This is a genomic window from Xenorhabdus taiwanensis (assembly GCF_036512875.1).
GTDB classification, from domain to species: Bacteria; Pseudomonadota; Gammaproteobacteria; order Enterobacterales; family Enterobacteriaceae; genus Xenorhabdus; species Xenorhabdus taiwanensis.
In genome coordinates this window covers 1155909-1169738 of the sequence record NZ_AP028978.1, presented here as the reverse complement: position 1 = coordinate 1169738, position 13830 = coordinate 1155909, and the positions used below count along the sequence as shown (strand labels likewise).

Genomic DNA, 13830 nt, shown 5'->3' with positions numbered 1-13830 from the left:
CTGAAACAGAGGAGATAACAATGGTTTTTGATTACATTATTATCGGTGCTGGTTCAGCGGGTAACGTGCTTGCAACTCGTTTAACGGAAGATGCCAACGTCACTGTCCTGCTGCTGGAAGCAGGCGGGCCAGATTACCGATTCGACTTCCGTACTCAAATGCCAGCGGCGCTGGCATATCCCTTGCAGGGAACCCGTTATAACTGGGCTTATGAAACCGATCCCGAACCCCATATGAATAACCGACGCATGGAATGCGGGCGCGGTAAAGGGCTGGGTGGATCTTCACTCATCAATGGCATGTGCTACATCCGTGGCAATGCACTGGATTTTGATCATTGGGCAACACAATCTGGTCTGGAAGACTGGACTTATCTTGATTGCCTTCCCTATTTTCGCAAAGCTGAGTCAAGGGATATTGGCGAAAATGACTATCATGGTGCAAACGGGCCTGTCAGCGTCACAACGCCCAAAACAGGAAACAATGAACTCTTTCACGCGATGGTAGAAGCCGGTGTCCAGGCGGGTTATCCACGTACTGACGATCTGAATGGTTATCAGCAAGAAGGCTTTGGGCCAATGGATCGCACCGTTACCCCTCAAGGACGCCGATCCAGCACAGCCCGTGGTTATCTGGATCAAGCACGTTCACGCTCCAATCTCACTATTAGGACTCATGCGTTAACGGATACCCTCGTATTTGAAGGAAAGACAGCCGTTGGTGTCAATTTTTATCAAAGCAATAGCTCAACTTTAACCCGGGCAAAAGCGCGTAAAGAAGTTTTACTCTGCGCCGGTGCAATCGCATCTCCACAGATTTTGCAACGTTCAGGTATTGGCCCCGAAGAAGTATTAAACGAGCTTGGTATTCCTGCGGTGCAGGTATTGCCTGGCGTTGGACAAAACTTACAAGATCACCTTGAAATGTACTTGCAGTATGAATGCCTCAAGCCCATTTCCCTCTATCCCGCATTGAAATGGTATAACCAACCTCAAATTGGTGCTGAATGGCTATTCAAAGGAACAGGTATTGGTGCCAGCAATCAATTTGAAGCAGGTGGCTTTATTCGTACCGATGAAAAATTTGCCTGGCCAAATATTCAATTTCATTTCCTGCCTGTTGCTATTAATTACAATGGCAGTAATGCCATCAATCAACATGGTTTTCAGGCCCATGTGGGCTCTATGCGTTCCCCAAGCCGTGGTCGGGTGAAAATTAAGTCGCGAGACCCTCGTCAGCATCCCAGTATTTTATTTAACTACATGTCAACAGAACAAGATTGGCAGGAGTTCCGTGCTGCTATTCGCATTACGCGGGAAATTATGGCGCAACCTGCACTGGCGCCATATTGTGGACGTGAAATCAGCCCAGGTGTTGAAAATCAGTCAGATGAGCAATTAGATGCCTTTATTCGTGAACATGCCGAAACCGCATTTCACCCATCATGCAGTTGCAAAATGGGAACAGATGAAATGGCGGTTGTGGATGGTCAAGGACGAGTGTATGGCATTGAAAATTTGCGTGTTATTGATGCCTCTATTATGCCAATAATTATTACCGGTAATTTAAATGCCACGACAATTATGATGGCCGAAAAAATTGCTGATAAAATCAGGGGAAATTCTCCTCTGCCCCGCAGTCAGGCAAAATATTATGTTGCCAATGATGTTCCTGTCCGGCAATGAATAAAAACAGTTAATCAACCAATTTATTTACACAAACACTGCATAAATCACTAATACGGGAAACTGAAATATTCAAGAAATATTATTTGAACACTCATCTTTCCCGTATTTATATTACGAATAGTAATAATTATCTTGTTACGATATTAAATTCAAAGTCATAAAGATATGTTCTGCACCTTCTTCCAAATAAATATCACCTTGGGTCTGATAACCGAGGCTTTCATAAAATGGCTGAGCATGGCATTGTGCAGATAGAACGATCATCTCAATGTTATTTTTTCTGCCATAATCTTCAATAAATTCCATGACTTTACGACCTACTCCCTGCCCGCGATAATGTCTCAAGACTGCAACCCGCCCAACTTTGAGCATGTTATTATCTTTCGGAATTGCCCGTAATACGCCTATTGGCTTTTCACCATCAAATACCACCACATGCAAAGCCATATCATCATATTCATCAATATCAATCTCTGCATCAAACCCCTGTTCATCCGTAAATACTTGTTTCCGAATGGCAAATGCTTGCTGAATTAATTCCGAATTCTTTCTTCCTGTGCTATACCTTATTTCCATTATTATATCCTGATTATAATTTACAAAGTCTGTTCCTAAACTACTTTTAAATAGATAAGTAAGTCAATCCAGAATAAGAAATCAATCCTTTGTTTAGATTGTGAATAATAAGGGTGACCATTGCCAGATCACCCTTATGATGCAATCTAATTTATACTACTAATATCTTGAAGTAAGAAGATAAATTAATTTTCCTCTTTTTTATCACTGTCACCTTTAACATCATGGCCTTTAAGATGATTGATTAAGTCATCCGCCTTTTTATCAGCCTCAGACTTTATTTCTTCCGTCTTCAACTTCATGGTATCTGAAAGCTGATCGAGTTTATCATTAGCCTGATGCTGGATATCATCTGTTTTCGCTTTCATCGCCTCCATTACATCACTCGCTGTTTTAGTCGCTTGACTCTGTATATCCGTTACCTTGGATTTCATTTGTTCAGCAGATTTATCAATCAGACTATGGCCTTCGCGTGAAGCGTTTTTCTTTATCTCCTGTGCGCTTTCTTTTGCATTATCCATTATACCCGTGGCCGTTTTTTCAGCATCAGTTGTCTTTTGTGCTGCGCTTTCTTCAGCTTGCTGGATCGGCTCCTCCGCTTTTTTAGATGCGTCATCACAGCCAGCGAGCAAAGCTACAATAGCGGCCAAGATCAGAGTACCGAGAATCTTTTTCTTCATTGACTAACCCCTTGTACTTAATGAAATTGAATTTAAATTTCAATGCCAAAAATCTCACCATCCATGGGATAAGCCTCATCATCGTATGGTATGCTTGCTAAAACCCACAGGTAAACAAAAATAATTCTCATTTTTATTTACCTTTTTTGATTTCTCAGGTGACTTATTACATTGAATAATATTTCACTCGATCATATTCCAGGGAATTTATGGCAAATAATAGTCAAAAATTAGAAAAACGCCCAATCGCTACCATAATTCATAAAATTTTAACAGGTACATTTTCAGGGGCATTGATATTGGGAACGGCATTCTCCAGTGCGGTTTACGCAACCGAAGATCCCAAAGAGCAAAAATCTGAAAAGAAAAATGAGGTGATAAAATTACCCACACTTTCTGTTGTTGAGAGCTTACACAATAGCACCAGTGCAGGAAGTTCAGTACTCAAAAAGGCGGATATTGACCGAACCCAGGCCGATAATATTGCTCAGTTACTTGACCAGCTTCCTGGTGTTTTAATGTCTGGCTCTCCGCGTCCCGGCGGGCAAACGCTGAATATCTGGGGCATGGGCGACCAAGAAGATATCAAAATCACACTGGACGATGCGCCAAAAGGGTTTGAAAAATATCGTCAGGGTTCCGTTTTTATTGAGCCTGAGTTAATCAAACGTGTAGAAGTTGATAAAGGGCCACACAATTTACTCAACGGTAATGGTGGATTTGGTGGTTCGGTCAAACTTGTGACAAAAGATGCGAACGATTTATTGCGCCCTGATGAAGACTGGGGAGCTTTTGTCAAACAAAGCTACCACACGAATGACAGGCAGTGGATCAATAGTGGTGCCATATACGGCAGAGATCCCAACGGTTTTGCTGATGGATTGCTCTATGTGAGCAAGCGAGATGGGCACAATATTAAACGCCCTGATGGTACACGTTTTGAGTTTTCACAAAACAACCAAACATCTTATTTATTGAAAACCAACTTTTATCCCAGTGACGCTCATACAGTAAGCTTGTCTGCCATGCGATCTGAATCGGATGGCTGGCAACCTTGGGCGGCCAAACGAAATAAGATAGACGTCCCATCAGCCAGTGACGTCAACGAATACGGCTGGGATGGCGCCTGGAAAAGAAAATTGGTTTTTCGTGATCAAATCGATCAGAACTACACGGCCAAATGGAATATCGCACCAGAAAATAATCCATGGCTAAACCTGACCATGCTCTATGCATATTCCAAAACCAAACAAGATGATAACCGCCCAGAAAATGCTTCCATTTATTTCAGTGCATCAATGGGTAATAAAAGCTGGGTTGATTACACCGATAATCTGGTTGATATCAACAACAAAAGCGTATTCTCAACAGGTATGATTAAACACGAATTACTGGTGGGAACCCGTTGGCATAAAAACGAACGCAATGTACTGATGTTCAATAAAGGAAAAATCAAGGATAAAGACTATAATTACGGTTATTATCAGCCAGGCTATATGCCTGCTGGCGATCAATTAGCTTACAGTTTCTATATTCAAGATTCCCTGAAAATAGGCAACGTCACCGTCACACCGGGTGTTCGCTATGATCATGTTCAAAATAGGGGTAGAGAAAATAACGCCCCCATATATAACGATAAATCGCCAGAAATCAATCATGACTATAACAGTGTAACCTATACTGGCTGGTCACCCCATTTGGGCATTCTGTGGCAAACCAATAAAAACCTTTCATTGTTTGCTGATGTCAGCCGTACGTGGCGTGCACCATTAGTCGATGAACAATATGAAGTACAAGGGAACAGGAGTAACCTTAGAGGCTCCAGCCGCGGTCTTGCCGTTGAAAGAATGGCAGGAATACGCCTCGGTGCAATTCTCGATTTCGATAACTTGATACTTGAAGATGATAGCCTACAAATCCGTACCACCTTATTCCGCAACCGTGGTAAAGATGAAATCTTCAAAAGACGTGGTATTTACTGTAAAGCCCAACTTGATAGTGGAACAACCAATTCATGTAGAACATCATTGGGAAATTACCGCAATTTACCGGGGTATACTATTGAAGGATTAGAAATAGAAACCTTCTACGACAGCCGCACACTATTCGGAAAACTCTCGTTCTCGACTATGCGTGGCCAACGTGATACTTCTCCGCGTACTCCGTGGATAGGACATAAAACTTGGATTGGGGAAATACCGCCAACTTCTGCCCATGCTATGTTAGGGTTAAAAATACCACAATGGCAGATGGTAATGGGATGGAAAGGAGATTTTATCCGCAAACAAGACAGATCACCTACAGATAGAGATCCACAGGCAGACTATTGGTCACTACCAAAGAGCAGTGGTTATGCCTTGCACGGTCTGTTTGCAAGCTGGCGCCCTTCTTTTATCAAAGGATTTGAAGCACGGGTCACTATCGATAACCTGTTCAACCGTGATTATTCTCCGTACTTAGGGGAAGCAGTTTCAGGTATTGGCCGGAATTATAAATTCAGCATTTCACAGCAATTCTAACTGATACTTAACCCTCCAAAACCTAACCCTCTGACCTAAAGAGGGTTAGGTTTCCAAACGCTGCATTGACTTCCGCCCATCAAATACAAATAATAACTATTATCAGTTATATCCTATCAGGCAATATCATTATGGCTGTGCAAAAAAGCACACTTGGACACAATCAAATTACCCAGAAACTCTACGCCGATTACCATCACTGGTTATGCAACTGGATCAGACAAAACAGTGCTTATCCCAATCAGGCTGAAGATCTCGTTCATGAGGTTTTCATCAAACTGATGCAATCTTCGGATCTGGAAAATATCCGCCAGCCAAGAGCTTTTTTAATGACAATAACGCGCAGAACGCTCTCCAATTACTGGCGCAGAAAAAAACTGGAAGATGATTATCTGGAATATGTCAGTGAACAGCCTAAAATCGCAGCAAATTCTTCTGAAAATCAACTTATGCTGTTAGAACAGTTAGAAAAGATAGACGAAACACTGGATGAACTTCCGGTAAAAGTCCGACAAACATTTCTGCTCATTCAACTCCAGGGCCTGCGTTATAAAGAAGTTGCGGAAAATTTGGGTATCTCAATAAGTTCAGTGAAAAATTATTTGCAGCAAGCCCACAAGGAATGCCACCTTTTTAATACACATTGAACAGCCACTCCTGAACAAACAACAAAAAACCCCGCTGTTTCTCTGGCAGCAGGGCATTTGTTCTAACAACAAAGTTGTTTGACGGTAAAAAATATTAAAGAATGCGATTCTTCTCCAACTGTGCTTGACGGGCAGTTTCCCTCGCCATGCGTTTTTTACGGGCATCGCAAGGTTCAGGACAATCACACACTTTTTCTACGCCAATGCTCCCCAAACCACCACAGCTTCCCTGAATGCTTTTGCGCTTAAAAATATAGCCTAGCGCCATGCCAGCAAAAGCCAGCAAGAAAAAGATAAAAGTGGCAATGAAGATTTCCATCACCTTTCCCCCTTTCTTATTTCTTATTTCTTCTGTAAATATGCCTTAAAGGCGGTATTATAACGCTCTTCAAAACCGTCTTTGGTTTTAACAATCATAAAGACCGGAATATTCAGCTTCTCAGCCACTTCCATGCCCTTCTCTGGCCCTAATACATCTAAACCTGTAGAAAAGCCATCAGCGCTCATACAGGTCGGTGCTATCACGGTAATTGAAACCAAATTATGCGTTATCGGCCTGCCAGTTTGCGGATTAATGGTGTGAGAATAACGCACGCCATTCTGTTCAAAATAGTTGCGGTAATCACCTGAGGTTGCCACAGACATATTGCCCGGTTCAATGATCTCCTGAGCGCTCTGTGCCATGCCACTATCCGATGGTTTTTCAATCGCTATCCGCCATGAATTTCCTTTGCCATTGTTGCCTGATGTGCGAACTTCACCGCCAATATCAACCATGTAATTGTTGATGTGATGGGATTCCAGATATTCAGCAACAACATCAACACCATAACCTTTGGCGATGGAAGAAAGGTCAACATACAACTCTGGGATGGATTTAAGCAAATTATTGCCTTCAACAGACAAGTTATCGATCCCCGTCCAGGCACGGCGCATATCTAATTCTTCATCCGTCGGCGCCTTGGTAATGCGTCCTTCTGGCCCAAATCCCCACAGATTTACCAGCGGGCCAACTGTCACATCCAGTGCACCTTCTGTCAGTTTATTAACTCGAATAGCTTCTTTGACAACTTTCGCTGTAGCGGCAGATACCGGAAATGGTTTATTCACTTCACGGCTTTGATTAAAACGACTCAATTCAGAATTTGGCCGATAAGTGGACATCTGATCGTTCACTTCTTCCAACAGACGATCAATGTCTTTTTGCAGGTTTTCTGGAGCCGGTGTCGATGAATCAGCAACATATTTAACGGAGTAATAAGTCCCCATCGTCTGCCCATCCAGATTTTGCTGTTTAGTACCATCACATGCCGCCAGCATCATCATTGCAAACAGCAAAGCTCCCCAGTTGATCATTTTTTTACTCAGCATAACTCACTCTTTCTGGCTTATTTTGGCTGTTTCTAAATCGCAGCGCCCACATTTTGTGGGCGCCTGTCGTTAAATCATGTTAGCTGCAACCCCAACTTTATTGGGTATACCATCAGCCGCCGAAATCATCCAACATGATGTTTTCATCTTCTACACCAAGATCTTTCAACATCTTAATGACCGCCGCGTTCATGACCGGAGGCCCACACATATAGAATTCACAGTCTTCAGGTGCCGGATGATCTTTCAGGTAGTTTTCATACAGGACATTATGGATAAAGCCTGTATAGCCATCCCAATTATCTTCCGGCAGAGCATCTGACAATGCTACATGCCACGTGAAGTTTTCATTTTCCGCTGCCAACTGATCAAAATCTTCGGTATAGAACATTTCACGCTTAGAACGCGCACCATACCAGAAGGAAATCTTACGTTTAGAGTTTAAACGTTTAAGCTGGTCGAAAATATGAGAACGCATTGGGGCCATACCAGCTCCCCCACCGATGAAGATCATTTCAGCATCGGTGTCTTTCGCGAAGAATTCCCCAAATGGGCCAGAGATCGTGACCTTATCACCTGATTTCAGCGACCAAATATAAGAAGACATGATACCCGGAACAACATCCGGGTTTCTTGGTGGGGGCGTTGCAATACGCACGTTCAGCATGATAATGCCATGCTCTTCTGGATAATTCGCCATTGAATACGCACGAACCGTCGGCTCTTTGACTTCAGAGACATAACGGAACAGATTAAATTTATCCCAATCTTCGCGATATTCTTGTGGAACATCATAATCAGCATAACGGGCAACATGGGGAGGGCATTCAATCTGAATGTAACCACCCGCACGGAATGGCACGACTTCCCCGTCAGGAATTTTCAGTTTCAATTCTTTAATGAAAGTGGCTTTGTTATCGTTGGAGATAACTTCACATTCCCATTTCTTAACACCAAAGATTTCCTCTGGCAATTCGATTTTCAGGTCTTGTTTAACACTGACCTGACATGCCAATCGGCAACCTTCTTTTGCTTCACGTTTGTTGATGTGGGAAAGTTCCGTTGGCAGGATATCACCACCGCCTTCCTTAATTTTCACCCGGCACTGGCCACAAGAACCACCGCCACCACACGCAGAGGAGACGAAAATCCCCTGACTGGAAAGCATACCCAACAACTTATCACCGGCGGGAGCAGAGAAACTTTTATCCTCATCGCCATTGATTTCAACTTTAATATCCCCGGTGTTCACTAACTTAGATTTTGCGAACAAAATCATTGCCGTTAGTACCAACACAATCAGGGTAAACATGACTACGCCTAGAATAATTATATCCATGAATTCTTCTCGCCTTTAGAGCTGCACACCGGAAAAGGACATGAAGCCCAATGCCATCAAACCGGTGGTGACAAAGGTGATCCCCAATCCTTTCAGACCTGCCGGAACATCCGCATATTTCATTTTTTCACGGATAGCAGCCATCAGAACAATTGCCAGCATCCAGCCCATACCTGAACCGAAACCGTATACGATGGATTCACCAAAGTTATAGTCACGCTGTGCCATAAATGAAACGCCACCGAAAATCGCACAGTTCACCGTAATCAACGGCAGGAAAATTCCCAATGCGTTGTAAAGTGCCGGAACATAACGGTCTAAGATCATTTCCAGGATCTGCACCAGTGCAGCAATGACCCCGATAAAGGTAATGAAGTTCAGGAAGCTCAGATCCACCCCATCCATCAGCGCTCCATCACGGAGTACCAGATTGTAGACAAGGTTATTGGCAGGAACCGAAATTCCCAATACGACGGTTACAGCCACACCGAGGCCAAAAGCCGTCTTAACATTCTTTGATACCGCCAAAAATGTACACATACCGAGAAAGAAAGATAACGCCATATTCTCGATAAAGACTGCGCGGACAAACAAACTAATATAATGCTCCATTTTGTTTGTTACTCCTTCTCAACCTGCGCAGGTTTCAGAGTCCGTAAACCCCAAATCAGCATACCAATAATGAAGAATGCACTCGGTGCCAGCAGGAACAAACCATTGGGTTGATACCAACCACCATTCTTGACAGATTCCAGCACCGTAACACCGAACAATTTTCCTGAACCAAACAGTTCACGCAAGAAACCAACCAGCAACAGGATGACGCCATAGCCCAAACCATTGCCGATACCATCCATAAAACTTTCAACGGGCGGTGCTTTCATGGCATAAGCTTCAGCACGTCCCATAACAATACAGTTCGTGATGATAAGGCCCACAAATACCGATAGCTGTTTGGAAATTTCGTAGGCATAAGCCCGCAAAATCTGGTCTACGACGATAACCAGAGATGCAATGATTGCCATCTGTACGATGATTCGCACACTACCGGGGATGTAGTTACGAATTAATGAAATAAAAAAGCTAGAAAACGCAGTGACCAGAGTAACTGCAATGGTCATGACTAACGCAGTTTCCAGTTTGGTAGTCACAGCCAGCGCTGAACATACCCCCAAAACCTGCAATGCAATTGGGTTATTATCAAACAGCGGCCCAAGCAGGACGCGTTTTATCTCTTTACTATCAGCCATCTTTCAAGGCTCCCTCACGTACTTTTTTCAGGAACGGGCCAAAACCGTTATCACCCAGCCAGAAATCAAACATGTGCTGAACACCGTTAGAAGTCAGGGTTGCTCCGGACAGCCCATCTACACCGTAAGGATTATTACCTGCACCGCCACGGACGATCTTAAGTGCCGGAACACCTTGCGGGTTATAGAGTTTTTTGCCTACCCACTGCTTACGCCACTGTGGGTTATCAACTTCCCCCCCCAAACCAGGAGTTTCACCATGAGAGTAGTAAGTGATGCCATGAGATGTGACACCATCTATATCAATGGAAATAAAGGCATACATCATTGACCACAGGCCAGAACCATATATTGGCAAAACCAGCTCAGTCGTTTTACCGCTTTCATCCTTAACCAGATAGATTTCGGCCATATTGGCTCGGCGGCGGATCTTCGCCAGATCAAGCTCAGGTAACAAAGCAACACTGGTTTCATCACTGCGCAGGGCATTATTCAGGTCAAAATTACCGGCGCTTTCTTGCAACGTTGCTGTTTTCAAATCAAGCAATTCAGGTTGAATGCGGCTGTTATAGATTTCTTTGATTTCCACCGTTGTCATGTCCGGTTTTAGCAAACCCGCTACATCCAGAATATTACGCTGCTTATCCAGCAGCTTCTGTTCCTGCTGCTGCGCTTTCAACCCCACGGCTGAACCAGCAACCACAATCGAACATACAAGACACAGCACAAAAACAACGAGGAATGTTCTGCCGATGCTATCATTGTTTTTTGGTTTATCATTAGCCACGGGCTTTTCTCCGCTTAATATTGGCCTGTACGACCAGATAATCGAACAGTGGCGCGAACAGATTAGCGAACAAGATCGCCAACATCATTCCTTCTGGATACGCTGGGTTTACAACCCTGATCAAAATACACATAGCACCGATCAGGATACCGTATGCCCATTTCCCTTTATCCGTAAATGCTGCCGATACAGGATCAGTCGCCATAAAGATCATACCAAAAGCGAAACCTCCCAGAACCATATGCCAGTACCACGGCATAGCGAACATTGGGTTAGTACCAGAACCAATCGCATTAAACAGATAAGACGTTGCAATCATGCCGATCATCACACCAGCAACGATGCGCCACGAAGCAATACGGGAAAACAGAATGATGGCACCACCGATAAAAATCATCAAAGTGGATACTTCACCGATTGAACCAGGAATGTTACCAATAAAAGCGTCCATCCAAGTGATTGGCTGACCGGTAACGGTATTTATCAGACCGTGGCTACCCGCAGTTGCCCATTGGGACAAAGGCGTTGCACCAGAGAAACCATCAGCCGCAGTCCAAACCAAATCACCAGAAATCTGAGCGGGATAAGCAAAGAACAGGAAAGCACGACCCGCCAAAGCCGGGTTCAGGAAGTTACGACCAGTCCCACCAAAGATCTCTTTCGCAATCACCACGCCAAAAGTAATCCCCAAAGCTGCCTGCCACAATGGCAGTGTGGGTGGAACAATCAATGCGAACAGAATGGAGCTAACAAAGAAACCTTCGTTGATTTCATGTTTGCGGATAATGGCAAACAAAACTTCCCAGAAGCCACCCACGACAAACACAACCGCATAAATTGGCAGGAAATAACTTGCTCCCAACAGCATTTTACTGCCCCACCCTGCATCTGGTGTTAATGACGCACCAAGATACTGAGCAAGCATGTAATGCCAATCAGAAGCCAAAACTTGCTGTAAAGCCTCTCCGTTATATAAATGAGTCAGGGCAGGTATTGCCTGATTCCCGACGTTATACATGCCCCAAAACATCGCAGGGAAAACAGACAGCCACACCAGGATCATCATGCGCTTGAGATCGATGGCATCACGAACATGGGCATTTCCTTTTGTCACTGTGCCCGGCGTATAGAAAACGGTGCTTACTGCCTCATAAAGAGGATAATACTTTTCCAGTTTGCCACCGGCCTCAAAGTGGTGCTCTGCTTTTTCAAATAAATTTTTCAGGCCCATGAATTACCCTTCCAGCTCAATCTTCGTCAGCACTTCACGCAGTACTGGACCGTACTCATATTTGCCTGGGCAAACATAAGTACACAATGCCAAATCTTCTTCATCCAGCTCCAGACAACCCAGCGCCTGAGCGCTATCAGAATCACCAGCAAGCAAGTCACGCAATAGGTGAGTTGCCATGATATCCAGTGGCATTACACGCTCATAGTTGCCAATTGGCACCATGGAACGTTCCCCCCCGTTTGTCGTAGTTGAGAAAGCAAAACGTTTCTTTTTCAGGAAGTGGCCGATTGTGGTGCGGGTAATCGAGAACTTATTAGTGCCTGGCGCAATCCAACCAAACAGCTCTTTTTCCCGACCTTCAGCAAGTACAGAAACTAACGTATGGAAGCGGCCAAGATAATGACGAACGTCGTCTGATTTTGTACCATACAGTACGGAACCAGAAACAATACGATTTTCACCCTCTTGCAACTGATTTTGCGTCAATTCTCGCAAATCAGCCCCTAACCGGGTACGTACCAAACGTGGTGACTTAACCTGTGGCCCTGCCAGAGATACCACACGATCAGTATAAAGCTCACCTGTGGTAAACAGTTTACCGATAGCAATAACATCCTGATAACCCAGATGCCAAACCCTTTTTTGGGCACTAACAGGTTCAATGAAATGAATATGCGTGCCCACCAAACCGGCTGGGTGTGGACCAGTGAACTGGTTGTAGGTGATTTGCGCGTTATTTCCCACTGTTGGAATATTTCCAGCGCCGTAACAAACGTGGATTTTCCCCTCTGTCAATGTTGACAGAACATTCAGGCCATCAACAAAAGCCTCTTCCTGAGTTGCGATAACGACGAGTGGATCAGCAGCCAGTGGCTGGGTATCCATTGCCGTAACAAAGATGGCCTTTGGTGTGGAACCGGGGACAGGGGTACGGCTGAAAGGACGTGTACGCAACGCCGTCCACAATCCTGATTCAAGCAGATTTTTCTCTACTTGTTCACGGCTCAAGCCAGCAAGTTCAGCACGCTCATAGCGATCGAATGTGACTTTCTCATCGCCACTTATTTCAATAACAACGGATTGCAAAACACGACGTTCTCCACGTCCAATGGTGACAACTTTCCCGCTTGCAGGACTAGTGAAGACAACCCCTGGATTCTTCTTATCTTCAAAAAGAATTTGCCCTTTTTTGACATGCTCACCTTCCTTAACCAGCATAGAAGGACGCATTCCAACATATTCTTCACCCAGTAAAGCAACATGGCGAATTGCTGGACCATCTTCTATAACTTGGGCAGGCGCTCCTGCTATCGGGAGGTCGAGTCCTTTTTTAATTTTAATCATAAGATTTGCACAAGTTTATCAGTTAAATCATATACTACAGATTACCTTGCGGTACTCCCGTGAGGTAATGCAGCGACTCTAGTAATACAAAAAACCTTGAGCAATAGAATGCCTCAAGTTATTCACTCCGATAATCGTTACAAAGTTTCTCTTAATTTTCGCCGGAGTAATTCTAACATCTCCCCCACTGACTGTCTGATTAATCAAGTGACACAGTTCAAGCAAATAAAAATAATTTCTCTGCTAAACCGTCAACCATTCGATAAAGACGAATGTTTCTATCACTTTTCCCTACGTCAGGGCGATTTTCAATCAAAAATTAATTATCGCACCGTTAATTTGAGTCTTCCCAATGAGTTCGATAAATCAAAAGGATATTCCGGCAGGAATTTAAT

General features: G+C 44.0%; 13 protein-coding genes. 3 read left to right on the top strand and 10 right to left on the bottom strand.

Translation table 11 applies throughout. From position 1 onward, the window contains the following. The first annotated feature begins 20 nt into the window (after positions 1-20). Complete coding sequence (gene betA / locus ACE1SE_RS05295; RefSeq protein ID WP_374052952.1) at positions 21-1685, top strand: choline dehydrogenase; 1665 nt, start codon at positions 21-23, stop codon at positions 1683-1685. Between the two features lie 138 nt (positions 1686-1823). On the opposite strand, the gene ACE1SE_RS05290 is transcribed toward betA, so the two are convergent. Together ACE1SE_RS05290 and ACE1SE_RS05285 are read right to left on the bottom strand one after the other, a co-directional pair. After that, complete coding sequence (locus ACE1SE_RS05290) at positions 1824-2264, bottom strand: GNAT family N-acetyltransferase (protein ID WP_374052951.1); 441 nt, start codon at positions 2262-2264, stop codon at positions 1824-1826. Between the two features lie 185 nt (positions 2265-2449). Continuing rightward, entirely contained in the window at positions 2450-2944 is a 495-nt protein-coding gene (locus ACE1SE_RS05285; protein WP_374052950.1) for a YtxH domain-containing protein, read from the bottom strand. Positions 2945-3153: 209 nt separating this feature from the next. Here ACE1SE_RS05285 and ACE1SE_RS05280 point away from each other — a divergent pair, with 209 nt between their 5' ends. Both ACE1SE_RS05280 and ACE1SE_RS05275 read left to right on the top strand, forming a co-directional pair. Beyond that, positions 3154-5463, top strand: a complete 2310-nt coding sequence (locus ACE1SE_RS05280) for a TonB-dependent hemoglobin/transferrin/lactoferrin family receptor (protein WP_374052949.1) — start codon at positions 3154-3156, stop codon at positions 5461-5463. A 131-nt stretch (positions 5464-5594) separates the two neighbouring features. Next, positions 5595-6110: a sigma-70 family RNA polymerase sigma factor gene (locus ACE1SE_RS05275; RefSeq protein WP_374052948.1), complete on the top strand. Its 516-nt coding sequence runs from the start codon at positions 5595-5597 to the stop codon at positions 6108-6110. 94 nt (positions 6111-6204) lie between these two features. Here ACE1SE_RS05275 and nqrM read toward each other — a convergent pair whose 3' ends face one another. The 8 genes from nqrM to ACE1SE_RS05235 all read right to left on the bottom strand — a co-directional run bounded on the left by nqrM (position 6205) and on the right by ACE1SE_RS05235 (position 13435). Next, the gene (nqrM, locus tag ACE1SE_RS05270; protein WP_273558925.1) at positions 6205-6429 is read right to left on the bottom strand and encodes a (Na+)-NQR maturation NqrM; all 225 of its coding nucleotides are present in this window, start codon (positions 6427-6429) and stop codon (positions 6205-6207) included. A gap of 23 nt (positions 6430-6452) precedes the next feature. Next, positions 6453-7436, bottom strand: coding sequence for an FAD:protein FMN transferase (locus tag ACE1SE_RS05265; protein WP_374053597.1), 984 nt, complete (start codon positions 7434-7436; stop codon positions 6453-6455). Between the two features lie 157 nt (positions 7437-7593). Continuing rightward, positions 7594-8820: an NADH:ubiquinone reductase (Na(+)-transporting) subunit F gene (nqrF, locus tag ACE1SE_RS05260; RefSeq protein WP_374052947.1), complete on the bottom strand. Its 1227-nt coding sequence runs from the start codon at positions 8818-8820 to the stop codon at positions 7594-7596. 15 nt (positions 8821-8835) lie between these two features. Continuing rightward, on the bottom strand, positions 8836-9432 hold the full coding sequence (gene nqrE, locus ACE1SE_RS05255; protein WP_086107962.1) for an NADH:ubiquinone reductase (Na(+)-transporting) subunit E: 597 nt from the start codon (positions 9430-9432) through the stop codon (positions 8836-8838). Between the two features lie 8 nt (positions 9433-9440). Then, positions 9441-10070 carry an NADH:ubiquinone reductase (Na(+)-transporting) subunit D gene (locus tag ACE1SE_RS05250; protein ID WP_047769693.1) on the bottom strand — a complete coding sequence of 210 codons (630 nt, stop codon included), beginning with the start codon at positions 10068-10070 and terminating at the stop codon, positions 9441-9443. Continuing rightward, positions 10063-10857 (bottom strand): Na(+)-translocating NADH-quinone reductase subunit C, encoded by a 795-nt coding sequence (locus ACE1SE_RS05245; protein ID WP_374052946.1) that lies wholly within the window; start codon positions 10855-10857, stop codon positions 10063-10065. Before ACE1SE_RS05245 ends, ACE1SE_RS05250 begins: the two co-directional genes overlap by 8 nt. Then, a complete protein-coding gene (locus ACE1SE_RS05240) occupies positions 10850-12088 on the bottom strand; it encodes an NADH:ubiquinone reductase (Na(+)-transporting) subunit B (RefSeq protein ID WP_374052945.1) in 1239 nt (412 codons plus the stop codon). Before ACE1SE_RS05240 ends, ACE1SE_RS05245 begins: the two co-directional genes overlap by 8 nt. A gap of 3 nt (positions 12089-12091) precedes the next feature. Further along, positions 12092-13435, bottom strand: a complete 1344-nt coding sequence (locus ACE1SE_RS05235) for a Na(+)-translocating NADH-quinone reductase subunit A (RefSeq protein ID WP_374052944.1) — start codon at positions 13433-13435, stop codon at positions 12092-12094. Positions 13436-13830 lie beyond the last annotated feature (395 nt).

What these genes read in the sequence shown, in the direction of transcription:
- ACE1SE_RS05280 (WP_374052949.1), top strand. Translation starts at nt 3,154, where the DNA reads ATGGCAAATAATAGTCAAAAATTAGAAAAACGCCCAATCGCTACCATA.
- ACE1SE_RS05265 (WP_374053597.1), bottom strand. Translation starts at nt 7,436, where the DNA reads ATGATGATGCTGGCGGCATGTGATGGTACTAAACAGCAAAATCTGGAT.
- ACE1SE_RS05275 (WP_374052948.1), top strand. Translation starts at nt 5,595, where the DNA reads ATGGCTGTGCAAAAAAGCACACTTGGACACAATCAAATTACCCAGAAA.
- ACE1SE_RS05285 (WP_374052950.1), bottom strand. Translation starts at nt 2,944, where the DNA reads ATGAAGAAAAAGATTCTCGGTACTCTGATCTTGGCCGCTATTGTAGCT.
- ACE1SE_RS05235 (WP_374052944.1), bottom strand. Translation starts at nt 13,435, where the DNA reads ATGATTAAAATTAAAAAAGGACTCGACCTCCCGATAGCAGGAGCGCCT.
- nqrE (WP_086107962.1), bottom strand. Translation starts at nt 9,432, where the DNA reads ATGGAGCATTATATTAGTTTGTTTGTCCGCGCAGTCTTTATCGAGAAT.
- ACE1SE_RS05250 (WP_047769693.1), bottom strand. Translation starts at nt 10,070, where the DNA reads ATGGCTGATAGTAAAGAGATAAAACGCGTCCTGCTTGGGCCGCTGTTT.
- ACE1SE_RS05290 (WP_374052951.1), bottom strand. Translation starts at nt 2,264, where the DNA reads ATGGAAATAAGGTATAGCACAGGAAGAAAGAATTCGGAATTAATTCAG.
- nqrM (WP_273558925.1), bottom strand. Translation starts at nt 6,429, where the DNA reads ATGGAAATCTTCATTGCCACTTTTATCTTTTTCTTGCTGGCTTTTGCT.
- betA (WP_374052952.1), top strand. Translation starts at nt 21, where the DNA reads ATGGTTTTTGATTACATTATTATCGGTGCTGGTTCAGCGGGTAACGTG.
- ACE1SE_RS05240 (WP_374052945.1), bottom strand. Translation starts at nt 12,088, where the DNA reads ATGGGCCTGAAAAATTTATTTGAAAAAGCAGAGCACCACTTTGAGGCC.
- nqrF (WP_374052947.1), bottom strand. Translation starts at nt 8,820, where the DNA reads ATGGATATAATTATTCTAGGCGTAGTCATGTTTACCCTGATTGTGTTG.